We start from the raw sequence: 24135 nt of genomic DNA, 5'->3' as shown, positions 1-24135 counted from the left end.
GCCGTCAAGAAAACAAAATCGGTCAAGACGTCCAAAAAGTGAAAGGCCGGGTTGGGTACGGTTCGATTCAAGCCGAGTACTGAGTGACTGATACTCGTTATTGAATCAATGTCGACAGGAACACGACACGTTGGCGGGAAGGAAGGCGACATGTCATCCACGGGAAACAGTATGTCGGATGATAGGTGGCGCAGAACGGCCACGATTTCTCAAGGTACAGGTACACACAACCTCGGAGATACACGCGACCTGTTCATTCCCGCGACCGGTGACATTCCCGCCAATCCCGGTGTGTACAAATGGCGTGACGGCAATGGTCGTGTCATCTACGTGGGAAAAGCGAAGAACCTGCGCAACCGTTTGACCAACTACTTCCAACCGCTCAATCAGCTCCATCCGCGTACGCAGAACATGGTGCTCACGGCCCGTAGCCTCGAATGGACCGTGGTCGCCACCGAGCTTGAAGCGCTTACGCTGGAATACACGTGGATCAAGGAGTTCGACCCGCGTTTCAACGTCGTGTTCCGTGACGATAAAACCTACCCGTATCTCGCCGTTTCGCTAGGAGAAAAGGTGCCGCGCGTCTGGGTCACACGAAACCGTAAACGCCAAGACACCCGGTATTTTGGTCCGTACGCCAAGGTGTGGCCTTTGCGTCACAGCCTTGATCTGCTGCTCAAGGCTTATCCGGTGCGCACATGCACCAAAAACGTGTTCCATCGCGCACAGATGACCAACCGCCCTTGTTTATTGGCTTCAATCGGCAAGTGCTCGGCTCCGTGCGTCGGTCGTATCGACCTTAAAGAACATCGTCGGATGTGTGAGCAGCTCGCTGGTGCGCTTACCGGCAGATACGGCAAGTCCTATATCAACGATTTGACCCGGCAGATGAAACGTGCGAGCGATGATTTGGAATTCGAAAAGGCTGCACGTCTGCGCGACCAGATTGACATGCTCAATACCGTATGCGAGCAAAACGCCGTGGTGCTGGATTCTGATGTGGACGCGGATGTGTTCGGTCTGGACTCCGACGAACTCGAGGCATCGATCCATGCGTTTTTTGTTCGTTCCGGCAGCATTCGAGGAGAACGTAACTGGAGCGTCGAGCGCGTGGAAGACATCTCCGACGAGGATTTGCTTTCCGACCTGATTGTGCAGGTGTATTCGGAGTTGATGGAGGAACCCGATAATAAGGCCATTACGCCGCTGAACCTGCCCAGTAACGGCGAAGAGTTGCTTGAGGCCAATGAGAGCGCGGAAACGGATTTTTCAGACGTTGCGAATGTCGGCGCTAAGAGTACGGATGATTCAGACGATTTCCAGGCTGTCGATGACTCCATAACCGTCCCGTTGCCGGCTTCGGTCGGGGGTGTTTCGATTCGAAAACGGCGTGATGCCCTGGGGTCCACCCAGGCTCTGACGGCTACCAGCGCCCTTGATCGGGCGCAGGCGACCCGAATTCGCCGTGAACGGCAGATGCAGACCGGTCGCAACGACTTCCTTGCGCCGATCGCCCCTGTGCCACGGGAGGTGTTGGTGCCGGTTGAACCGTCGCGACGAGTGGAACTTGAGCAGTGGCTCAGCGGTCTGCGTGGTTCGGCGGTCACCATCAGGGTGCCCAGCCGAGGTGCCAAAAAAGATATCATGGAGCGTGCGGTAAGCAATGCCAAGCAGGCATTGCAGCGTAGCAAACTCAGCCGCATCAGTGATATAGGTGCCAGGACGCAGGCCATGAATGACGTGGCCAAGGCGTTGGGGCTGTCCCAGGCGCCCTTGCGTATTGAAGGTTACGATATCTCCAACACCATCGGCGGCATTTATCAGGTTGCTTCCATGGTTGTTTTTGAGGATGCCGTCGCCAAGAAGTCGGAATACCGGCGGTTTGCCATTCGGGGCAAAGGCGGCAAGGGACAGGCCGATGACCTCAGTGCCGTGTACGAAACGCTGGCCCGTCGTTTCCGTCATGGGAACATCGCGGGCGACACCGGTGAAAGCATCGATAACGAAAAGCGTATCGAGCAGGCTGCCCGCGATGGGGATATGGCCGATTCAGCAAAATCGACACAGGCTGGTGTCGATGGGGTTGCTATAGTCGCACCGGTCACATTACCCGAGCAAGATGATGGCGTGCGTTCCTCTCCGAGTACGCATATGGGAGTCACCGCAACGCAATCTGCCGGTACTAAGACATTCCCGACCGACCGCGCGGGTCAATCGACCGACGCCTCGATTGTTCAGAGGGTCGACGACGAAGTCGCGGCTCAAGTTGTCCAGCAAAACACGCAGCCGCGTCACTTCGCGTATAAGCCCAATCTCATCGTTGTAGATGGCGGCAAACCACAGGTCGAGGCCGCAGCCAGGGCATTGGCGGACTGCGGTGTGGACGATGTGGCGGTCTGTGGGTTGGCCAAGCGTCTTGAGGAGGTCTGGCTGCCGGGGGAGGATTACCCGTTGATTCTCAAGAGGCAATCCGAAGGTATGTATCTGCTGCAGCGTGTACGCGACGAGTCCCACCGATTCGCCATCACCTACCACCGCAACACTCGCCGCAAAGGTGCCTTGCGCTCTGCGCTTGACGATATTCCCGGTATCGGTGACAGCTACCAGAAGCGTCTGTTGCGTGCCTTTGGTTCCGTCAAGGCGATTCGGGCTGCAAGTATCGAGGATTTACAACGTGTCAAAGGGATCGGTGCCGCAAAGGCCCATTCCATCTACAACGCATTGCATCCCGCTGCTGATGAAAAAGGCTCTACGGATTGATTCACGTTGTTCGCGCAAGTATGGTTATCCTGGGCGTCTATGGAGGGGGTCCATTTCTGTTTTATGCGGTCGGGAGGAATGAGATTCGGGCATGGGTTTGGACAGGGTATGGCAGTTCTGCAATCATCAGCATTAGGTTAATGGATCGAGGATCATAATTGAATCTAATGGCGCTTACCCTACTACTACTTGAAAAGGTTACATGCCAGAAACGTGATCAACGGCTTGCTCATCGGCGGCTCAGTGGGAGCCGGCTTCGCTTTGGTCGAGACAATGAGATACACCGGTCAATCTAATGCCCGGCTTCGAGCGCGCAGGATCCACCTCAAGGTGCGCACGGATGCCCTGACCTGCCGCTGATGACACCGGCAGGTCAACTCCTGCCGATGCCTTAAGGCGGACTTCACGGCTTGCGACCGATGCCCAATCCTGTCTTCAGGAACCGAATCGGTGGGCCGTCTCCGCTCCATCGGGTACATTGGCATAGGCTCGCGTCGTTTTGATTACGTCAACTCGATTGAGTCAAATGCAAAGGAGGGACAATGAATCCGGTCAATCATCGATGCGCTGTATTGGGCAGGCCGATCGCCCACTCACTTTCTCCTGTATTGCACAATGCTGCCTATCGTTACCTCGGTCTGACCGACTGGGTGTATGGACGGGAGGAAGTGGGCGAGGACGAGCTGCCGGGTTTCCTCTCCACCCTCGACGGTTCCTGGCGGGGCCTGAGTCTGACGATGCCGCTGAAACGGACGGTTCAACCGTTCGGTGTGCCTTCCGATGCATGGTCGAAAGAGTTGCATGTGTCGAATACCGCAGTGATCGTGCGCGAGGGTGATGACGATGATTCGCAACCTGTCATACGTCTGTATAACACGGATATCCAAGGTATCGTGCAGGCGTTCAGGCACGCGTGGGACATCGATGCCTCTGACGGAATTCCCGACTCCGATATCGCGGAGGCGTCTATCGGAAAACCGTCGGCTCGTTCATGGGCGCGCCAACAGGGTAAACCCGGTTCGACGCCGCACAAGCCGGGAGCCAATGCCGTGATTCTTGGCAATGGCAATACCGCGCTTTCCGCTCTTGCGGCGTTGAGTGAGATGACGATTCCCAAAAAAGGAAAAGTGACGAATATCACTATTTGTGCACGCACCATATACACAAGCGATGCTTTGCGGAATCTGGCAGAACGTCACCGTCAGGAATTTGCCTATCGTGCCGTTCCGCTCGCCAAAGCACCGAAATATCTAAACGATGCGGACGTGGTCGTCAATACCATACCTTCACACGGAGCCGATACGACAGCTCATGATTTCGTGGATTCGAGGCCCGCGGTTTGCGGAACACTGCTCGACGTCGTCTATGACCCAAGACCCACTGAATTGATGCTTGCCTGGCGCAAAGCCGGCGGTAAGGCCCTGGGAGGGGAGCGGATGCTGTTGTATCAGGCCGTCGCGCAAGTGCTTTTGATGACGGGTATGCACATGCCACCCCGTTCGGTTATGATGGAACCGACACGGAAATTAAACCGGACCTCTGTCCCAAAGACGGGGGGCTTGGATCTTGTCGGCCTTGAAACGGCCATGGAAGACGCGTTACGGGAGGCGTTGTGAAGTCAAGTCTTGACAGTGGAGAGGATGCAGAAGCACCGTCGTCGCAGTCCATGAACGTTGGGCTCGCCTGCGGCGAGCCCAGACCGGCCAGCGAGTTCGAGGTGTTGCTGATCACCGGCATGAGTGGCGCCGGCCGTTCTCAAGCCGCCGATAGCGTGGAGGACATGGGCTGGTATGTCGTGGACAATCTGCCGCCGAAGCTGTTGATCCCCCTGGTGGACATGATGACTTCTTCGGGTTCGAAGGTCCATCGTCTCGCCGCTGTCATCGATGTGCGTTCGCGTAGTTATTTCGACGATCTTTCCGCTGTTCTGAGCCACTTGGATGACCTTGGGGTACGTACGAGCATTCTGTTCCTCGATGCCAGTGACCAAGTGCTGGTTCAGCGCTACGAGTCGGTGCGCCGCCCGCATCCGCTGCAACACGGCAATCGACTGATTGACGGCATCCATGAGGAACGCGAACTGCTCGAGAATCTCAAGGAACGGGCTGATACGGTTATCGACACTTCCGCTTTGAGCATTCATCAGCTTTCAACGAAACTCTATGAGGCTCTGTTGGGTTCGGGTCCCAAAACAGTGGCCGTCCACATCTTCAGTTTTGGCTTCAAATACGGCATTCCGCTCGACGCCGATTTTGTGGCGGATGTTCGCTTTTTGCCGAATCCTTACTGGGTGCCGAGTTTACGCGAATTAAACGGACGTGACGGCGCCGTGAGCGACTATGTGCTCTCAAGCGAAGGAGCCTTGGAATTTCTGGATGCGTACGAGAAAGCACTGCTTATAGCCGTCAAAGGCTACGCCGAGGAGGATAAGCATTTTGTGACCATTGCCATCGGATGCACCGGTGGGCAGCATCGTTCTGTGGCCATCAGTGAGGAACTGGCACGGCGGCTTCGGAAACAGGGATTGGCCGTGACGGTTTCGGCGCGGGAATTGCAAAAAGTCGACCGTCAGTGACGGATTTTGTCGAATGGAACATAGTAGAACTATCGAGTAACGATAGGATTTGTGGTAGATTCATAGCTGTTGAGCATCTGACGAGGCTCTGTCCCTAAAGGTGCCGCTGTTCGATGAATTTACTACACTTTAAGAAGAACAGGAAGCAGGAGGTTGGACTTTGGCTCTTCTGAATGATGTCAAACGGGAGCTGGCAGGAATCGAGACCGATCCGCCGGTGGCGAAAATGGCTCAGGTCGCCACTATGTTACGGTTCGGGGGTGGGTTACGACCGGTGAATAACAAGGTGGTCATCCACGCGCAGTTCGATTCGATTGAGGCTGCCGAATGGCTTAAAAATGCCATATCGCATCATTTCCAGCGTGAAGCCAAAGTGACCAAGGTTTCCCGTCAGACCCCAAGCGGGACCGTTCAGCGTTATGAGATGCTGGTTGATCGTGGGGCTACGGCGCTGGCTCTTCAGACGGGATTGCTTGATCGGCGTATGCACGTCGTGGTCGGACTTCCCGCCGAAGTCATCAGCGGCAATATCTCGCAGATAAAAGCCGCATGGCGCGGGGCTTTTCTGGCTCGCGGAACCATTTCCGACCCCGGCAAAGCGAGCTATCTTGAGATCGTATGTCCCACCCATGAAAGTGCGGTCGCGCTCCAGGGTGCGGGTCGTAGGTTGGGTATTACCGCTCAAACCAGGAAGGTTCGTAGCTCCGAACGAATCACTTTACGTGACGCGGATGCGATCGAGCGAGTGCTGAACCTCATCGGTGCGCCGCGTGCAGCCAGGGAATGGACGGGAAAGCGCGCAGACGGCGAGGCACGGGGCAAGGCCAACCGGCTGGCCAATTTCGATGACGCCAATATGCGTCGTAGCGCCAAGGCGGCCGCTGAGGCGACGCAGAAGGTGCTTCATGCGTTCGAGGTCCTGGGCGACGATATTCCCGAAAACCTCAAGGCGGCCGGTGATCTTCGTGTGTGGCATACCGATGCAAGCCTCGAGGAATTGGGGCATCTGGCCAATCCGCCGATTACCAAGGATGCGATTGCCGGTCGTATTCGCCGGCTGCTTCAACTGGCCGCGAAAACCGAAAAGGAACGCGAACAGGGGACGAAGTAACGTCGCGTGATGCCGTAAATTATCCGCCGCATCGAAAGGACACTGAAAATTCGTAAGTCCGAAACTATGTGAGCGTTAACAAACGAAGGTATAAAACCATGATTGAACGTTCGGTTTCGAACTTATTTGTTGATTACCTCTTGTAGGATGGTAATTGAAAGCTTTTGGTGAGAGGCTCATAGTTTTGTGAGTCGGCTCTTCCAAGTGGGCTGCCTCCGCCCGTTGACAGCTGAATGCGGCTTACACGTCGGAGGGTTACGGAAAGGGAATTCATGAAGACACTCAAGGATCTTGGAGATCTTAAGGGCAAGAAGGTGCTTGTTCGTGCGGACTTCAACGTGCCGCTGAAAGGTACCACGATCACCGACGATGGCCGTATTCGTGCGGCGTTGCCGACCATCGAGCAGTTGCGTGCCGATGGAGCAAAGGTCATTTTGATGGCCCACCTGGGTCGGCCAAAGGGCAAGGTGGTTCCTGAGCTGTCGCTCGCTCCGGTGGCGAAACGGCTCGGTGAGCTGCTTGGCGTGAACGTGCCGCTCGCGAATGACACGTATGGCGAGGATGCCCAGGCCAAGGTCGCCGCCATGAACGATGGCGACGTTGTGCTCCTGCAAAATGTTCGTTTCAACCCTGAGGAGACCAGCAAGGACGATGCCGAGCGCGCGGCGTATGCCAAGAAGATCGCCGCTCTGGGCGACGTCTTCGTCTCCGATGGTTTCGGTGTGGTTCACCGCGCACAAGGCTCCGATTATGATGTGGCGACCGATCTGCCAAGCGCAGCCGGTAAGCTCATCGAGAAGGAAGTCAAGGCACTGTCTCGTGCCACTGAAAGCCCTGAGCGTCCCTTCACCGTCGTGCTGGGTGGCTCGAAGGTCTCCGATAAGCTTGGTGTTATTGAGAATCTGCTTTCCAAGGCCGATCGTCTGCTCATCGGTGGCGGCATGGCTTTCACCTTCCTTGCTGCCAAGGGTTATGAGGTTGGCACCTCTCTGTTGGAGCAGGATCAGATCGATACGGTCAAGGGTTACATTGAGACGGCCAAGAAGAATGGCGTCGAGCTGGTTCTGCCGGTTGATGTCGTTGTCAACAAGGGCTTCCCGAGCGACGACGTCCCTGCCGATCCCGAGGTCGTTGACGCTGACAAGATGCCGGCCGACAAGATGGGTCTTGATATCGGCCCGAAGTCCCAGCAGATCTTCCACGACAAGATCGTCGATTCCAAGACGGTCGTGTGGAACGGTCCTGCCGGCGTGTTCGAGATCAAGGAGTTCGAGGCGGGTACCCGTGCTGTGGCGCAGGGACTTGTGGATGCGACCGCCAATGGTGCCTTCACCATCGTCGGCGGTGGCGATTCCGCTTCGGCCGTGCGTAACCTCGGTTTCCCCGAAGACGGCTTCTCACACATTTCCACCGGCGGCGGTGCTTCGCTCGAGTTCCTCGAAGGCAAGACCCTGCCTGGACTGAAGGTGCTTGAGTAGTCCAAGAACGAGCCACACAAAGTACAGAAAGCCGCACGAGGCGCAACGATGCGTATCGTGCGGCTTTTGCATTGGTCCGACTTTTCCTTGAAGAACAACAATATACGGTTCGTTGGGCGTCTGGAGTAGAATCAGTTGAATTGTCGCGATTCGTCTCAGGCCATTGAGTCTGGCGGGTTTTAGATTCGGCTAGGGGGAAGGCGTTTATGGCTCGGGCACGTATACCATTGGTAGCTGGCAATTGGAAAATGAATTTCGACCACTTGGAAGCCACCTATTTCGTGCAAAAGCTCGCATGGCTGCTCCGTGACGCTCATTTCGACTTCAAGCGTTGTGAGGTCACTCTGATGCCCTCGTTTACGTCACTGCGAAGCGTACAGGTGCTGGTGCAGGCCGACAAGCTCAAAATCACATACGGGGCACAGTCCGTTTCGGTCACCAACCAAGGTGCCTTTACAGGCGATGTCTCGGCGGATATGCTCGCTCGTCTTGGATGCAGTTATGTCATCGTCGGCCATTCGGAGCGACGTAAGTACCATCCTGAAGACGATGCCAACATTGTCGATCAGGTGCGCGCCGTGCTGACGGCCGGCATGCAACCGATTCTCTGCGTAGGGGAGAGCATGCAGGAGCGCCGCAAGGGGATAGCGCTCGACTATGCGGTCGGACAGGTGCACGATGTGACGCGCGACCTTTCCGACGAGGAGGCCTCGCGTCTTGTGATTGCCTATGAGCCGGTGTGGGCCATCGGCACGGGATTGGTTGCGACCCCTCAGAATGCGCAGGATGCGGCTTTGGCCATACGAAACGACCTCACTGAAAGTTTTGGTTCCGATGTAGCTCAGTCCGTACGTATACTGTACGGTGGTTCGGTCAGTTCCCGAAATGCGGTTGAGCTGATCAGTGAGCCGGACGTCGATGGTTTTCTTATCGGTGGCGCTTCACTGGATCCGGAGGAGTTGGCGAAGATTTGCAGGCTCACCGAAAAAACCACGTCTGTTCGCCGCTGACATTGCATCCTTCAAGGGTTATTCGAGATACTTTAGCATTGCTGTTCCTGCTGACTGATGGTTTATTCGGTTTCTTCCATGCCATGCGATAACATGACTAAAGTATTCCGTTCATGGAGGTTAACAGTGTCGACAATGGCCATCGTCAAGCTTGTGTTGCAAATCATTCTTGTGCTCTTCAGCATTTTGCTGACGTTGCTGATTCTCATGCACCGTGGTAAGGGCGGTGGTCTTTCTGACATGTTCGGGGGTGGCCTGACTCAGAATGCCGGAACCTCTGGCGTGGCTGAGAAGAACCTGAATCGTTGGACCATCGTATTGGCTTTGCTCTGGGTGGCGATTATCATCGCACTGGGTCTTATGACCAAGTTCAAGCTTATTTAATGGCTTGACGGATCTTTTCATGTTTCACGGCCTTCGGGTCGTGGAACTTTTTTATTGCCGAAACGGTATCGCGGGCGCCAGACGTATTTTTAAGGACTTGGTTCGCGTTTCATGGTGCAATATGGAGTCGGCATCAGGTTACGTTCACGGTTGTAAACGCTTAAGCAGTCGAAGGAATTGGAGTGATGGTGAAGCCTCGGGCATATACGGTCGTTGAAGGTTCAGGAGTCCCTGTGGTGATGCTTCACGGAATGGGAGTCGATCACCGGTCGCTAATGGTGCTTGATGATGCTTTTCCTGAAGGAGTTCAACGTATTTACGTTGATTTGCCCGGCCATGGCCGTACCTCTGCATTGCCGGCTCCCGGAGGCCTGCCTGAGTTGGTGGATTGGTTCGCCGAAACCATCGATGATCTGGTGGGTAGCCGTGCCAGGTTCGCGCTGCTGGGTAATTCCATGGGTGGTCTCCTGGCTCGTGATTTGTTGTCTCGCAAGCCGCAACGTGTCCTTGGCATGGCATTGATTGCGCCCGTGGTCGATCCGGTTTATGCGCACCGAACGGTTGCCAGGCATGTGGTCAACGATCCGAATCCCGACCTCACGAGTAATCTGCCGCAGGACAAAGTCGTTGACTTCCTGCAGATGGGGGTCAACCAATCGTTTGAGGCGTGGAGACGATATCAGCGGTACATTCTACCAGGAACGGCATCATGCGATCGAGAGGCCAACGAGCGGCTCAGCGACCGCTACTGGCTTGACACGGAACCTGAAAGCCGGTTCGGTACATATTCAGGGCCCATGCTCATTGTCGTCGGCAAAGAGGACCAAATTGTTGGATATGAAGATCAACGTGCCTTGCTGTCCCATTATCCGGAGGCTGTTTTCCATATTGTAGACCCGGCTGGCCATAACATTCATATTGATAATCCGGAAGCGGTAAAACCGTTGGTTCGTCATTGGGCGCAACGATTGCTGAAGGAATAATCCTTTTATGGGCCGGTTGTTCGTAAGGAACGATAATCTGAGAATGTGCGTTTGGTTTTTCTTGCAGGCTTTGAGACATTTATAGTGCAGTGATTGTCTATCGTATGAACACAATTGACACGGGAATCCTGTTCCGTGAGTGCGGTCTTTGATGACACGGCTATTGAATCGGCCGAACGACAGGGATCGTTCCATTGGAAAGTGGCCGATGCAAAGTGAAACGCAGAACGTCCTGCTAGGAAGAATGCTTCCTAGCAGGACATCAGGCTACGGTGCATCCGATGAGACGATGCGTCGTAATCATCTACTTATACGCCTCATCAAGTTCGGCGTCGATATCAGCGAACCTCTCGACGTGCGGATGCCACACAGGATGACCGGCGGCAACGACAAGCAACGGGTGCTCCAGCGTGCGCAGATTGTCGACCGGGTTTTCGTCCAACACCAGGAGATCGGCGTATTTGCCTTCTTCGAGCGAACCGGTGACATCTGAAACGCCAATGATCTCCGCTGTCACTTGAGTGCCGGCGTGGAAGGCCTCAGCGGGGGTGAATCCGCCGAACCGCACCAGAAGGTACATCTCACGCCAGGTGCCGTACTGCGTCACAAACGGCATGGCCGTGTCCGTACCAACTCCGACCTTGATGCCGGCCCTATGTGCCTGCTGGGTGCCATTGACCATTCCCTTGACCACGTCAACGGAGTTCGCCATCTGGATGTCGGTCATGTGCAGTGCTTCCTGAGACAGGAACTTCATTGGCAGTCCCGCCGAAAGTGTAGGTTCAAGCGCGCTGTAGCCGCGCAACGACCTCGGGTTGTTCAGGAACAGATCGATAAGCTCGTCGTCAAGCTCGCAGCCGTGCTCAATGGTATCGACTCCGGCTTTCAGGGCGCGGAACACTCCTTCACGGCTTTGCGCGTGAGCCGCCACGATGATGTCGTTGGCGTGGGCGGTTTCGCAGATGGCGCTCATGTCTTCAATGGTCATCTGTGGAGCACCGGCCTCACCCAATACCTGTGAATCGGTCACGCCGCCGGTGGCCGCTATCTTCAAGGCGGTCGCACCGTGGTCGATATTCGTCTCCGCGTTCCTGCGGGCCTCCTCCGGGGTGGTGCTTTCGAGTGCGAGCAACGGAGCCCCATGGCCGTCAGGAATCGCAAGCATGGGTCCGGAAGGCAAGATGCGGGGGCCGACTTCCCGGCCGGCTTCGATGCGGTCCCGCAACGTCGCGTTTTCGTAGCCGACATCACCTACGGTGCGAATCGTGGTGACTCCGGAATTCAACAGGGTCATTACGTTGGAGCGGCTGTTGGCGTACATTGCAGCCTTGCCGATGGGGGAATGCGCCAGCTTTGCGGCTTTGCGTTGGCCTTCCGGAGTGCTTCCCTCCGGGTCGAGCGGCTTGCCCTTTGAAAACGTGTGAACGTGTCCGTTGATCATTCCGGGGGATACGACTTTGCCGGTCGCGTCGATCTTGTGATATCCCGGCGGTACGATGACCTCGCTGCTGGGTCCCACGGTGCGGATTCTGCCGAGGCCATCAACGACGATGGTGCTGTCGTGGAGGGTACGTCCGTCCTCGTCTCCGGTGGCGACGGTGGCGTGTTCAATGGCGAATGGCTCTATCTCCGTTTTAATATGGCTCATATTTGCCTCCTTAAAGCCGCGTCGTGGAATCACGGGCGACAGAATGTCGTAACAGTTTCACTTTATCAAAGTTTGATGGGCTTCGCGGGCGTTTCAGAGATAATCGGATATACCTATATGTCGTAATCGCCACAAAGCGGCAACATAAAAGTTGGGAAGCTTTCATCGCCAAGGTTGCCAAGGCATGGTATGAAAACCGATGAATGCCACTGCATAGATCAGACACAGGGCGAGAAACGCAAGGTCGCGCTTGTTCAGTTTCAGCTGATGCCAGTGTGTCCGTTCGATGCCTTCCTCGTAGCATCGTGCGTCGAGGGCCAGTGCAAGGTTGTCCGCGTGACGAATCGCACCCGCAAAAACCGGCACTATGATGGCCGCAGCCGCCCGTATGCGAGCCCGAGGAGAGCCGGTTTCGATGGATCCTGCGCGTACCGCCTGTGCTTCGACCACCGTTTTGGCTTCGTCGGAAAGCGTTGGCACGAACCGCAATGCCAGGCTCATCACCAAAGCCGTCTCCTGACTGTGCAATCCAAAACGTTTGAAGGGTGACAGCATTGAATCGAATCCGTCCGTCAGGGTTGTCGGTGTGGTCGTCTCAAGCAAAATCGCACCGAGCAGTATCACCAACGTCAGTCGGCAGATGGACAGAATGGCGGAAATCGCCCCGTCGGTGGTGATCGGCAATCCGAACACGCTGACAAGAGTATCTCCGGAACGCACGAACAGCATATTGAATATTCCGAGTATGATAAATATAATCAAGAACCCTCGGGTCTTGGACAGCAGTTGCAGCGGACTGATACGCCCGAGGACGATAAGACCGATGATCATGATGGCGCCCAAGACAAGCTCCTGCGGCGAGCCCATCGCGAACGAGGAAAACATCAACGCAAGGAAAGAGAGCAGTTTCACACGAGGGTCGAGTCGGCCGAGCCGCGACGACGGTACCGAAGTTTCCGGCTGACTCGTTTGCGGGGAGCCTCGGTGAGTCGTGGCCGTTTGAGTATCCTGTGCATTGTCGGCGCTGTTGATGGATGCGGTGCCGGTTTGAGACACGGTCTGACTGCCATCGTCCAGTCGGACCGTGCGACTGGCGGCGCCGTCAAGCGTAACGATCTGGTCGGCCAAGCGATAGGCCTGGCCGCGTGAATGAGTGATCAGAACGATTGTCACGCCTTTTTGGCGCAAGGTGCCGATCAGCTCCTCAATCCGGATCGTCGCTTCGGCGTCCAGTCCGGCGCAGGGTTCGTCAAGTACCAGGATTTGCGGCTGGCAGGCGATGATTCCGGCGATCGCTGCTAGTCGTTGCTGTCCACCCGAAAGCGAGAACGGAGAACGGTTCGCAAACCTGTCGAGTCCCAGCAGTTTCAGACTCGTTTCAACCCTGTGCGCCACCTCGTCTTCAGACAATCCAAGGTTCCGTGGTCCGTAAGCCACGTCCTGCTCAACGGTGGAGGCGAATAACTGCTGTTCCGGTCGTTGCATCACCAGTCCGAGTGTGGATCGTAGCCGCTTGCGGTCACGTTTGGATAGTTTGGAAAGATTGCCGACCCCATCCACGGTTATCGTACCGTTGGTAGGTTTTCGCAAAGCGGCCATCAGTTTGGTGAGGGTCGATTTACCTGAGCCATTGCGTCCCATGATCGCTATGGTCTTACCGCGGTTGATGGTCAATGACAGATCATGGATCGCGTCAACCGAGGACTGCGGGTAGCGGTATGAAACATGAGTGAACGAGACCGCTGGTCCGGGATCGCCCTGAACTGATTCGGTCTCAAGGACAGCGGGGGTGGATTCCGTCAGACGCTCTATCTGCTCATGCGCGTGCTGCTCCGTCGCCTCGTCGGTTGAAAGCAACGCTATGGCATCGGATCTGCTTGTTTCACGCAGGTGTCCGCCTGTCAGTTCGAGAATACGGTCGGCATCAGAGAGCTCTTGTGGTTTGTGTGTGACATGAACGATGGTGACGCCTTGGTGCTGTAATGCATCTAAAGTCTGCATGACGTCCATGCTCGCTTCGGAGTCGAGCATGGCCGTCGGCTCGTCGAGCACCACCATCTTGGGCGCCATCGCGAGGATTCCGGCCATGGCTACGCGCTGCTGTTGACCGCCGCTCATACGAGATGGATTGGCATTGGCGAAATCTCTCATATCAACGGATGCCAGGGAGGAGTCGACTTGTTCGGTGATTCGAGAGCGCTTAAACGCGAGATTCTCCGGTCCGAAGGCAACGTCGTCGGATACCACGGTGGTCACTATCTGATCCATCGGGTTTTGGAAGACGGCACCGATTCTCCTGCGAGCCGTGCGATATTGCGCCGGCTGCGAGCCGTTTTCATCGAACACGCCGTATCCTGCCAGTTGCACCGAACCGGAGTCCGGAGCAACCAGTCCTGCCAGAAGTCTGGCAAGTGTCGATTTGCCTGATCCATTACGGCCGATCAAACAGATGCGTTCGCCGGCGGCGATCCTAAGATTCACGTCGTCGAGTATCCACGACCGGCCCCCATCGTAGCTGAATCGAACGGATCTCAAGTCGGCCATGGGCACGTCGGTCATTGGCGGCCGTGGATTCGTTAGCATCAAGACCTCCGGATTCAGCGGTTCAACAGGTCTGAAATCGGCTTGTAGATCAGAAAGGTGATCACGCCGTTGATGGCGAACTTCACCAAATTAAACAGCAGGAGAATCGGAATCAGTTTGACGACTTGGGCCATGGTGGTGCCGGGCAGGTAGAGCGGTGTGATCAACAAATTGAGTCCAATGGCCCCGGCAAAGGCGAGCAAAGCTCCAACCACAATGCCGACCAGTGCGCCTTGTCGTGTGCGCAATCGTCGGTAAATCGCGGCTGCGGGCACACTGAGCAGCACACTGACCGCGATGGCTATGACCGCTCCCCACGGATCCACGAACAGATGCGGAACAAATCCCAACACGCTGACGATCAGTGCGGCAGCTGGGCCGAAGGCGAAGCCCGCAATCAAGCACACGATTCCTGAAGGGTCGTACTTAAGGTAGGAGACACCGGGAATAATGCTGATACCGATGAAGGAGGTCGCTATGGCAAGAGCCACGAAAAGCGCATAAACTGCAATGCGTTGCGTGGACCAGCGGCCACGATCCCCAACTCCGGTGGCATGTGCGGATTGGGTTTTATCACGGCCTTTGCCTGTTGCCGGCATGGGATTGTCATGATTGTTCGGGGCATGCGAAGATGCGCTCATGATGAGCCTCGTTTCTTTCATCCGGACTGTTACCGTTGGCTTCGGAATCGCACCGAATCAGCCACTTGCGCGGCGAGCGGGCTTCGTGCGGAAGCCATTATGAACTCGGCTCCACGCGTTACCGCCAATAAGGGATTTCACCTTCCTTGAAACTTGCCATTCCAGCTATACACGAACGGGTGTCCAAAGGCGAAGAATGCACCGCAAGCATCCCGTTGTTTCGAACGGTCGGATATAGGAAGAGCGGTATTGTGCAAGTCATGTCATATGGAACGAGACTTTTGAAAACAGAGAATGAAACGCTCGATTGCGCCAGAGCGGTTCGTCTACCGGAATCCGATCCATGCACGTGCGGAATGCCACTGAATGACTCGATTGCGGCGGTGCATGCCATTGGCTGCGATTGCTCGGCAGATTGACGGAGTCAATTGGAACATTGCGGACGTCACGGTGGTGTCTGGTTATGGTGGCTTACCGCATATCCGCAAAACCTTCGACGTTGATAACTGGGATATCGCCGTTGTGCGCCCGGTAGTTCGCGCTCGGATATGAACCCGTTACCACGTCATGCGCAATCGAGGTGATGTGGTCTATTGCGTCGTGGCATAGGCGACTTTACGACGACACTGTTCAATTTTCGAACCCTGCTTCCGGTTATCAAGAAGTCGACTTGTCGGTTTCCATAGATCGTAACCGCTTGGCACACGATTCGAAGGCATTGACTGAAGCTCGAATCAACCTTCACAAGGCGTTGCATCACCGGACCATAAGTGCCGTACAAACTTTAGGGGGATACGCTTTGATGACTTTGCAGGCTGGTTCGTGGACACACCGAAACACGGCACATGGCGTACACAAAACCCTTGATTCAGACCATCTGCGTGTGCTTGGGTATCGGGCGCGGTAGGATACCGAAAGTTGTGAGTTGCTGTTCAGAGCCGATTCTGTGAGCTCTTAACAAACCGAAGGGGAAGTCATGATTGAAACAGCGCAAGCTTTCGGCGTTGATATTGGCGGTTCGGGCATTAAGGCCGCTCCGGTCGATTTGGTCAACGGTGTGTTCGCGGAACCACGTCTGAAAATATTGACTCCGCAGCCGTCCACTCCAAAAGCTGTGGCGCAAACGGTGCGTGAGGAGCTTGAACATTTCGAAGTAGGGCCCGACGTGCCCGTCGGTATCGCATTTCCGGCACCTATGAAGCCGGGCAAGTCGATTGAATTCATCGCCAACCTCGATCAGGCCTGGGTGGGCATCGATCCAACCGAATTCTTCTCCGAAGTGTGCGGTCGGCCGGTCACGGTCGTGAACGACGCCGATGCGGCGGGTCTTGCTGAGCAGCAGTTTGGGGCTGCCAAGGGGCAGCAGGGCCTGGTTATCGCCACGACTCTGGGCACCGGCATCGGGACGGCGTTGATCTATAACGGCGTATTGTTGCCGAACACCGAGCTGGGTCATATCGAACTGAAAAAAGGCAAGGGTGACGCCGAAAAGTACGCCGCATCCTCGGTTCGTGACGCGAAGAGCCTCGGTTATAAGAAGTGGGCCAGGCGTCTGACCAAATACTATTCGCTGCTCGAAATGTATTTCAGCCCTGACCTGTTCGTCGTCGGCGGCGGGGTCAGCCGCATGAGCGACAAGTTCCTTCCGTTCATTGAAGTGAAGACGCCTATGGTTCCGGCGAAATTACGCAACGAAGCCGGTATCATCGGTGCCGCATACTACGCGAACGTGCAGCACAACAACGTTCCCGAGACGGTTTACCCGCCCACGGTAGTGGTGGCGTCGCGTGCGAATAATCCATCACTCGCGTGATTCGTTTCTCTTCACGCGTAGGCTCCGAGACGTTGAACGTCATCGCACGAGCAGAAGCAGTCGCACGTGCTGACGGGCGCACACTCGTCAGCGTCAATGATTCGAATCCCACACGTCATGGTTTGGCTCCCGACCAGGTGCCGGGAGCCTATGTCGCCGATCCTAGAGGGTCTCGGGCTGCTCGAGAGCAACTTGCCGACTTTCTGGGGCGGCGTTCCGCTCGCGAGGGAGTGTCACGGGCGGTCGATCCATCACGGCTGTATCTGCTGAGTTCCACCTCACAGGCGTATTCGTGGCTGTTTAAGCTTATGTGCGATTCCGGCGATGTGGTGCTCGCTCCCAAACCCGGTTATCCTCTGATCGAGTCAATCGGTCGCTTGGAGAACGTGCGGACGCTGGAATATCAGCTGGAGTTCGATGGCTCGTGGTTCATGGACATGTCATCCATAGAGGCCGCACTTGAGGGCCCGGACGCGACCGGCGTGCGTGCGATCGTCGTCATCAACCCGAATAATCCCACAGGATCATACGTCAAACCTCAGGAACGCGAACGGTTGATCACCCTGTGCCGTCAGCACGAGATCGCCATCATTGCCGATGAGGTGTTCTTTGATTATTCGCTTGAACCGTTTAGTGGCGACAGGCGTTTTGCAGGTGAAAATGGCGCACTGATTTTCGCGCTTGACGGTTTTTCGAAACTGTTGGCGGCTCCACATGCCAAAGTTGGATGGATAGAGGTCTCCGGGCCGAATGACTTGGTGGACCAGGCCCAACGTCGTTTGGATGTTATAGCCGACGATTATCTGCCGTTCAGTGACATCATCGCCGAACGTATGCCTGAGCTGCTTGCGGCCGTGCCGGACCAGCTTGAGCGGGTTCGGAACCGGACGCGAGGCAATCTGCTTGCACTTCATCACATGCTCGTTGACGATTCCCAGGGTTTAGTCTCGGTGCTTAGGGCGGAGGGCGGCTGGAACGTGCTGCTGCGATTCCCCTCGGTGATCGAGGAGAACGCTTTGGTATTGAGGCTGATCGATGATTTTGGGTTGACAGGGCAACCCGGTTATTTCTTTGATATGGTTCACAATGGCTACCTTGCTCTTTCCCTGCTGCCGGAGCCGTCTGATTTCGAACGCAATGTTCGCGCCATACTTACCGCCGTTCAGCGAGAGATGGGCAATTGAGCCGGCTTGCTGTTAAGCCGGCTCAACGCCATGCCTTGAAGGTTTTCATCACATGGCGGCTAGCCGTCATAGGAGCGCTTATAGCTTGAACCACGAGGCCACGGACTGATAAAGCGCCGGATTGGTGCGTGTCAGTGCGTCTTCGCGGCCGGGAACGAACATGCAAAGTAGATCAACGATCAAGCTGAATACTATCAGCAGTGTTGCGATGAGTCGCAACGGATACCTGATCGAGCCTCCAAGGTGTTGGATGCCGGCAATGACATGTGCGAAGAGTGGTTCTTGCTCAACCAACGTTTCGTGGCGATCGACCGAATGCTCTTTGCCGCATCGGGTGATCGCGGCCAGAGCTGTCGAGGCCGGAATGGCGATAAGCCAGCCGAAATCGACCATATATCGCCATCCGAGACCTCCTTTGAGGCTATCGAAGACGAGCAACGCCAAGGCGAGCGGAAGCATGGCAGTGACGGTCGGTCTGATCGTCGAATCGTTCATGATTCTGCGTACGCGAGGCAACGCCATACACGCGGCCAGTAGCAGTGCGGGGCACAGGGCGATCAGTCCGCCTATCATCGGTTCGTTGTAGTTCCAAGTGGGCAAAGGCGTGGGATTGATGGAAAGGAACGGAAAATCCGGTGAAGTCCGCAATGGCAGGAACAGGTAATATCCTATACTGGGCAACAGGTTCATGGTCGCCATATGGTGGTGCATCATATCGGCTACCGTGATTTGGTAACGTTCACCGAAATCCACCGCTGAACCGAAACGCAGCATGTTGTAGAGGGTCAGCGGTGCGACCACGATGAGTGCGGGGATGATGATCGAGCACAAAACGACCATAGCGGCTCTACGGTCGGAACGCCGCATCGACCGTAAGTTGCGTAATTGACGTAACTGAGGGCCAAACAATACAAAAGCCAGTAAAGCGACGAGCGTGAAGGTCGGGCGACAGCCGAAGTTGGCGGCGATGAAACATGATCCGGCCATCAGGTGCGGCCATGAAAGGGGGTCGGAATTGCCTATGGTCACGGCGTGTCGTGTGTGCGACATCGTTGCGCCGATCCAGAACCACAATCCCAATGCACTGACTGCGAGCGAAGCGGCGAATGGAATCGAATAGAAATTCATTCTGAACGACAAATATCCGGTGTTCGATCCCAATAGAAACAATGTCAGCGCCAAAATCGTTGAGGCGAGACTTGCATGGGGAACCGTGCGCGAGATGATGCGGATAATCAGCAGTGAGCCGCAAATGATGAACGCGAACAGTAACACCGCGGTGGCGGCTTGAGCCGGGAGCATCAAACCGCCGGGTACGAATATGGCTGTGATCAGACGATATGGCACGAACAGGAACAGAGCCGGCAACACTCCGAAATATGAGTACCAATGTCCCGAACGATAGACATAATCCCAGTACATCGGACCCTCTCCTTTGGCGAGCATCATCTCACGCACGGCAGGGTCATAGGGATTGGCGACGGTGGCCAGCGCGTCAGACTGCGGCAGGTCGAGCCAAGTGCGGCCTTGGATCAGAGAATCCGCCAAATGCCCGTATTGGTTGAAATCGTAAGTGTATCCTCTGGGTTCATGAAACACTCCGGGTGAAGCCGACCGGATCGAAGAGATAACGACGGTGCTCATCAATATGGCATTGCAAATAGCGAATCCCGCGAAAGCCAGGCGCTGCGGCCGGCTGCCCGTGTCAAGCCGTGTGTTCCATAATGCGGCATGGGGACGAAATGCGATGAGGAGCATTGCAAATGCAGCCATCACCACAAAGCGCCAGACATCGAACCGGAAGGGGACACGAACATTCGCCCGCATGGCGCTGATTGCAATGGCGGTGCCTTTGGGCTCCTGAATCCATAGTCTGAGGGTCGCCGCATGGCCGGGCGACCTCAGATACAACGAATGAGCCACGCGCGTGTCAACCGACTGCCCAGCCTGTGATGCTCCACCCGTGTCAAGCCGGACATGAACGTAAGTCTGAGGCATGTTATCGCTGTCGAGTTCGGTTTTGGTCGTGTGTTTGTGAAGTGGGGGCGTTGTCGCTTCCAATCGCACGAACGGGGAGCTTCCGTCGGCTGTGACCTCCATGTACGCATTGGTCGGGTCCGTGACGGTCAGAGTGCCGTCGTCTTGACGGCGTAGCCCCGATCCCAGCGGGTTAACTGCCGAAACCGAATCGGTGCTGGCTCCAAACGATGTCCAGAATGGCAAGTTGCATGGCACGACTTCGATTACGGCTATGGCGGCAAGTATCAGCGCGCACGCAATCCACATGGGGCGGTGCCGATCGAAGTCGTGCTTGAAAATGTTCATCACCATTATTCTATAAGCTTATGTCTGGTTGCGTTGCGAGAATCGTTACCATGCCTAGTTTCATACCACGCCTGCGGGATTTTGCATCGAATTGGGAACGTCGAGTTGCGCGACGGGCCGGTGGCGTGGCCAGTCATATGAGCACCGGATATGGTGATCGAGCAGCTGACCCACACGCATCGCGTCATGCCGACCATCCGGGTGAGCAACGCTCCGAAGGCTTGCGGTCGTTCACAAAACAACTATATGAACATTCCACCACGGTAGGCCCGTTGGTCAAATATCGGATTTTCTCTGATTTCCCCTCCACCTCTGAAATTATAAGGCCAGGTTGGGTTCAGATGCCGGAACTTCATGGACGCTTTTTCTCCATCGGCTTATTTTTGGACTCGCGTCGTTTCTGCCAGCTGGGGTTGGCTGACGGAAAGGGACGAGTTTTCCTCGGATCCGATACCAAAATGGACACACAAGTGCTTGAACCCGCGTTGGTATTTGGCAAGGAAGGCGAATTTACCTTAGCCGACAACGCAAGATCACGTGTCGGACACCATTTTCGGGAAGATAGGGGCGCAACCGTGACGCAAGGGAGCGTTGTCGGGCGTGATCCGTTCGGTCAGATGTCCTGGCTGGCTTCATGGATCAAAGACGGTGATCGCTACACCCTTGAACAGATGCGTCTTTTGGTACCAAGGCATATGCGTGTCGATTTGGAATACCGTGACGCGCTTTCCGTCGCGTTTTTCTCCACGTACATGCTCCCGCAGCTTGACGGCCGTCTTATGGGCTTCGGCGCCGGCAACATCTTCCGCAGGCTCAATCACGAGGCGCCGCTGGGGGCCATACGCCGCAGCGTCAAGGATTCCGAACGAGCCAAGGCCGTTGGGCTGCGAGTTTCAGGCTTGGAGGACTATTTCGAGGAACTGATGGCCGATTGCGGTGCCCTCAGGCCATCTCCTGGACTAGAGGTTGTTCATGGCGCCGAGCCATTACATCTGTTTTCATCGAGCTATTCCGGCAACTATTTCTTCTCATGGGACGATTCGCTTGATCTTTCCCCTGCTTTGGAGGCGTTGGACATCGAAGCCGGACTCAACCGCTTTGCAGCGGTGAGTCTGTGGCTTGAACGCAACATGCATATCGGTTCGTTGCCGGTTGAGGATACCGTGACGCGCGACCAGGCGGCACGCATCGATCAAACGCTACTCGACAACCCTGCCTTGCTGGCGTTGAATTTTGAAAACGCGAAAGACATCAGCCTTGATGAGTCCAGCCGTGAGTCGATACGGCGCGTTATGCAGGCGGCTGAACAACAGTCCGTCAGTGTATCGCAGACGGCTCCCTTACCGGTGGCCCAGGTTGAACTTGCCTCGAATCCGAGTGAATGGATCTACCGCCAGTCCGTATCCACGTTATTGCGCCGCCTGAAGGTCCCTTATCGTTTTGAAACTGAATTCCGTTCGAATCTGTACGATGGTGAGGTTGCAGTAAGCCTGACCAGTGTCGGTGAGATTGTCATGCCTGCCCGCAGATATGATGGTTTTTCACGCAGTTGGCGTGATCTGGACGATGCCGAACGTGCCGCTTTGGGCCGTCGTTATAACCTGCGTGTTGGTTTGATTGTGGCGGCGATGTGTTTCGGGGCGGGTCCGGACGTTGATCATGTCTCCATTCGCATGGATTCGATGGGTCTTGATCAGGCGGTCAAACAGCAGGATTCCGCGATTTCCAAACTGATCGCTCAAGCGTTGGGTATGTTCGAACGTGGTTTGAGGCCCGATCATCATGGTCCCTCGTCCAAGGCTGATCCTAAGGACGGCGATTTTCACGGGGATCCGGCTCATGCGCCCTCGGTGACGCAAACACCACTTCGGTCCACCTCAGATTCGTGGGTTTCTGCCGGGCAGGATGACCGCAATGTTCAATCTGATCGCAGCGGGTCCTCCGATCGTTCGCAGACGGCTTCCGAACATGCGGACTCGTCTCCAACATCCTCACACGCTGAGGAGGCTTCCAGGAATGGCGTTTCGGATGAGGACAGTGGTCCAGACGGCACTCATGATCTCAACGACGCGACGGTCGACTCGGAATTCGAATCACTGATGCAAGGCATCGATATGGATTCCATGGCGTTCCAGACAACGCAGGGTGAGCTTGATTCCGATGCCTCCGGCTCTGTCCTTTTCCTTGACCATCAGGACGATGGTGATGACGACGATCCAATGTCCGTGTTGCGCAACGGTCCGACCATGAGGAACATGGCATCAGTCACCTTTACACGCGACCGCTTTCTCGCTCGGATGGAGCAAGATGGACTCGATCACCCGGAGGAAACATATCGTCTGTTCGGTGCCCAACTAGATATCGATGACACTGGAGACACGGATGGGGCTGCGAGCCGAGAGCATTCCGTCGCAAATGCCGGTTCGACCGCCCAATTCACGCTGAGGGATAAACGGTTTTCGCCGTTTGGCAGCGGTGAGGAACCGGAGTTCTCCGAGGTGCCGTTTACCGATGAGCAATCCGAAGTTCTTGGCTGCCGCGATATGGTCGGACTTTCGATACAGCGGGCCGATCTGATGCAACGGGCGGTTTCCGATTTTCATCGAATTGCAGTGAATGACTCGCTGCCCAGTGTCGCCAAGGCGAATGAAGCGATGGAGATTGTCAGAGCTTTCGGAGACCCGGAACTAGCTGATTTTGCTCCCACGATCAATAGTGCGCTGATCGACGGGACAGATACGCCTGATTTGCATTTTACGTTGGCCGATGAGATTGATCGTGCGCGCCTCAAGACCCGGGATTTGCTTTTCTCCGGTGAGGTTGAACAGGCGTTGGAGGAGTTGAGTGGCACCGTCGCCAAAGTGGATGCGCAGTATGCCGGCACCAAAGCGCCACGTTATTTCAACTCATATGCAGAGCGTGTGGTATATAACCGTCTTTTCGCCACCAGCGACGAACATACGGTGCTGATACCCGACAACCTTTTTTACGCCCATATGGAGTTGGCTGACATGCTGGCTCAATTACAAGGCGCCAAGGCTGCGCTGCCTCATTTGAATGCCCTTGTGGCCTACGCCCCGGCCTATCCCCTTTCGCATCTGCGCTTGGCTGTGCAGCTGGCTCGTGAGGAGGACTGGAACTCGGCGCGTGCCGCGTGTCTTAACGCATTGCGGGTATGCCTCGATCGCGACGATGCGGCTTACGCCTATTATCGGCTTGCCTATGCCGAGTGGATGAGCGGCGAATTCGCGGTGGCAGTGGCTTGCTATATCATGAGCGAACATATTTCACCAAATAAAATCGGATCGTTGGATTCCGAGTTGCAGGAACTTCTTTCGCGTGCGCGATCTCAGTGTATTTTGGTGCCTACTTCGTACACGGCTGCCCAGCAAGTGCTTGAGGGTTATGGCGTACCGGTCTGGCCGCGAACTCAGGTGGCGGATATCGTCCGACAGGCTGCGCAGGTCTGTGTTGACGGCGGCATGTTCGTTCCTGCCCGCACCCTGTCAGTGGCGGCCGCCCGCATGAATGACAGCTTCGATGAAGGCATTGATATGGCGCAGGCACAATTCCTGCGTTCACTAAGTGCGTGAATCCAGTGGCGGTTTGACTTTCTTGTTCTGGAATAAGCGTGGGCGCC

The 24135-nt window shown here is 55.7% G+C and carries 16 protein-coding genes and 1 riboswitch; of the genes, 12 read left to right on the top strand and 4 right to left on the bottom strand.

From position 1 onward, the window contains the following. Positions 1-108 precede the first annotated feature (108 nt). The 9 genes from uvrC to BBOH_RS00835 all read left to right on the top strand — a co-directional run bounded on the left by uvrC (position 109) and on the right by BBOH_RS00835 (position 10301). Positions 109-2760, top strand: coding sequence for an excinuclease ABC subunit UvrC (gene uvrC / locus BBOH_RS00870; protein ID WP_420304688.1), 2652 nt, complete (start codon positions 109-111; stop codon positions 2758-2760). 189 nt (positions 2761-2949) lie between these two features. Beyond that, a complete protein-coding gene (locus BBOH_RS09495) occupies positions 2950-3120 on the top strand; it encodes a PrsW family glutamic-type intramembrane protease (protein ID WP_143242342.1) in 171 nt (56 codons plus the stop codon). 182 nt (positions 3121-3302) lie between these two features. After that, a complete protein-coding gene (locus BBOH_RS00865; protein ID WP_052118097.1) occupies positions 3303-4376 on the top strand; it encodes a shikimate dehydrogenase family protein in 1074 nt (357 codons plus the stop codon). Positions 4377-4426: 50 nt separating this feature from the next. Continuing rightward, complete coding sequence (gene rapZ / locus BBOH_RS00860; protein ID WP_033520636.1) at positions 4427-5335, top strand: RNase adapter RapZ; 909 nt, start codon at positions 4427-4429, stop codon at positions 5333-5335. A gap of 160 nt (positions 5336-5495) precedes the next feature. Then, complete coding sequence (gene whiA / locus BBOH_RS00855) at positions 5496-6446, top strand: DNA-binding protein WhiA (protein ID WP_033520229.1); 951 nt, start codon at positions 5496-5498, stop codon at positions 6444-6446. A gap of 272 nt (positions 6447-6718) precedes the next feature. Continuing rightward, positions 6719-7924 carry a phosphoglycerate kinase gene (locus BBOH_RS00850; protein WP_033520228.1) on the top strand — a complete coding sequence of 402 codons (1206 nt, stop codon included), beginning with the start codon at positions 6719-6721 and terminating at the stop codon, positions 7922-7924. Positions 7925-8130: 206 nt separating this feature from the next. Continuing rightward, positions 8131-8934 carry a triose-phosphate isomerase gene (gene tpiA / locus BBOH_RS00845; protein ID WP_033520227.1) on the top strand — a complete coding sequence of 268 codons (804 nt, stop codon included), beginning with the start codon at positions 8131-8133 and terminating at the stop codon, positions 8932-8934. A 135-nt stretch (positions 8935-9069) separates the two neighbouring features. Next, entirely contained in the window at positions 9070-9318 is a 249-nt protein-coding gene (gene secG / locus BBOH_RS00840; RefSeq protein ID WP_033520226.1) for a preprotein translocase subunit SecG, read from the top strand. A gap of 185 nt (positions 9319-9503) precedes the next feature. After that, the gene (locus BBOH_RS00835) at positions 9504-10301 is read left to right on the top strand and encodes an alpha/beta fold hydrolase (RefSeq protein ID WP_033520225.1); all 798 of its coding nucleotides are present in this window, start codon (positions 9504-9506) and stop codon (positions 10299-10301) included. Between the two features lie 304 nt (positions 10302-10605). Here BBOH_RS00835 and BBOH_RS00830 read toward each other — a convergent pair whose 3' ends face one another. The 3 genes from BBOH_RS00830 to BBOH_RS00820 form a co-directional block, all read right to left on the bottom strand. Next, positions 10606-11949 (bottom strand): metal-dependent hydrolase family protein, encoded by a 1344-nt coding sequence (locus tag BBOH_RS00830; protein ID WP_033520224.1) that lies wholly within the window; start codon positions 11947-11949, stop codon positions 10606-10608. Between the two features lie 162 nt (positions 11950-12111). Then, complete coding sequence (locus BBOH_RS00825) at positions 12112-14493, bottom strand: energy-coupling factor transporter ATPase (RefSeq protein ID WP_237743098.1); 2382 nt, start codon at positions 14491-14493, stop codon at positions 12112-12114. A 53-nt stretch (positions 14494-14546) separates the two neighbouring features. Continuing rightward, positions 14547-15173, bottom strand: a complete 627-nt coding sequence (locus BBOH_RS00820; protein ID WP_033520223.1) for an ECF transporter S component — start codon at positions 15171-15173, stop codon at positions 14547-14549. 5 nt (positions 15174-15178) lie between these two features. After that, a riboswitch (FMN riboswitch) is annotated at positions 15179-15331 on the bottom strand. Between the two features lie 818 nt (positions 15332-16149). On the opposite strand from BBOH_RS00820, the gene ppgK reads away from it, so the two are divergent. After that, positions 16150-16986, top strand: coding sequence for a polyphosphate--glucose phosphotransferase (gene ppgK, locus BBOH_RS00815; RefSeq protein ID WP_081930240.1), 837 nt, complete (start codon positions 16150-16152; stop codon positions 16984-16986). Further along, on the top strand, positions 16986-18170 hold the full coding sequence (locus tag BBOH_RS00810) for a pyridoxal phosphate-dependent aminotransferase (RefSeq protein WP_033520630.1): 1185 nt from the start codon (positions 16986-16988) through the stop codon (positions 18168-18170). The genes ppgK and BBOH_RS00810 overlap by 1 nt, the downstream gene beginning before the upstream one ends. A gap of 78 nt (positions 18171-18248) precedes the next feature. On the opposite strand, the gene BBOH_RS00805 is transcribed toward BBOH_RS00810, so the two are convergent. Beyond that, the gene (locus tag BBOH_RS00805) at positions 18249-20495 is read right to left on the bottom strand and encodes a glycosyltransferase (protein WP_143242340.1); all 2247 of its coding nucleotides are present in this window, start codon (positions 20493-20495) and stop codon (positions 18249-18251) included. A gap of 575 nt (positions 20496-21070) precedes the next feature. Between BBOH_RS00805 and BBOH_RS00800 the strand changes: the two genes are divergently transcribed. Beyond that, positions 21071-24088 carry a tetratricopeptide repeat protein gene (locus BBOH_RS00800; protein WP_143242339.1) on the top strand — a complete coding sequence of 1006 codons (3018 nt, stop codon included), beginning with the start codon at positions 21071-21073 and terminating at the stop codon, positions 24086-24088. Positions 24089-24135: the final 47 nt, after the last annotated feature.

Source organism: Bifidobacterium bohemicum DSM 22767, assembly GCF_000741525.1.
Taxonomy (GTDB): Bacteria; Actinomycetota; Actinomycetes; order Actinomycetales; family Bifidobacteriaceae; genus Bifidobacterium; species Bifidobacterium bohemicum.
The sequence above is the reverse complement of the archived record's forward strand: the minus strand, read 5'-3'. Positions and strand labels throughout refer to the sequence as shown.

Coding starts and splice junctions, on each gene's coding strand:
- rapZ (WP_033520636.1), top strand. CDS start 4,427: ATGAACGTTGGGCTCGCCTGCGGCGAGCCCAGACCGGCCAGCGAGTTC.
- BBOH_RS00825 (WP_237743098.1), bottom strand. CDS start 14,493: ATGGCCGACTTGAGATCCGTTCGATTCAGCTACGATGGGGGCCGGTCG.
- BBOH_RS00820 (WP_033520223.1), bottom strand. CDS start 15,173: ATGAGCGCATCTTCGCATGCCCCGAACAATCATGACAATCCCATGCCG.
- BBOH_RS00805 (WP_143242340.1), bottom strand. CDS start 20,495: ATGAACATTTTCAAGCACGACTTCGATCGGCACCGCCCCATGTGGATT.
- uvrC (WP_420304688.1), top strand. CDS start 109: ATGTCGACAGGAACACGACACGTTGGCGGGAAGGAAGGCGACATGTCA.
- tpiA (WP_033520227.1), top strand. CDS start 8,131: ATGGCTCGGGCACGTATACCATTGGTAGCTGGCAATTGGAAAATGAAT.
- BBOH_RS00850 (WP_033520228.1), top strand. CDS start 6,719: ATGAAGACACTCAAGGATCTTGGAGATCTTAAGGGCAAGAAGGTGCTT.
- BBOH_RS00865 (WP_052118097.1), top strand. CDS start 3,303: ATGAATCCGGTCAATCATCGATGCGCTGTATTGGGCAGGCCGATCGCC.
- BBOH_RS00835 (WP_033520225.1), top strand. CDS start 9,504: ATGGTGAAGCCTCGGGCATATACGGTCGTTGAAGGTTCAGGAGTCCCT.
- ppgK (WP_081930240.1), top strand. CDS start 16,150: ATGATTGAAACAGCGCAAGCTTTCGGCGTTGATATTGGCGGTTCGGGC.
- secG (WP_033520226.1), top strand. CDS start 9,070: ATGGCCATCGTCAAGCTTGTGTTGCAAATCATTCTTGTGCTCTTCAGC.
- BBOH_RS00830 (WP_033520224.1), bottom strand. CDS start 11,949: ATGAGCCATATTAAAACGGAGATAGAGCCATTCGCCATTGAACACGCC.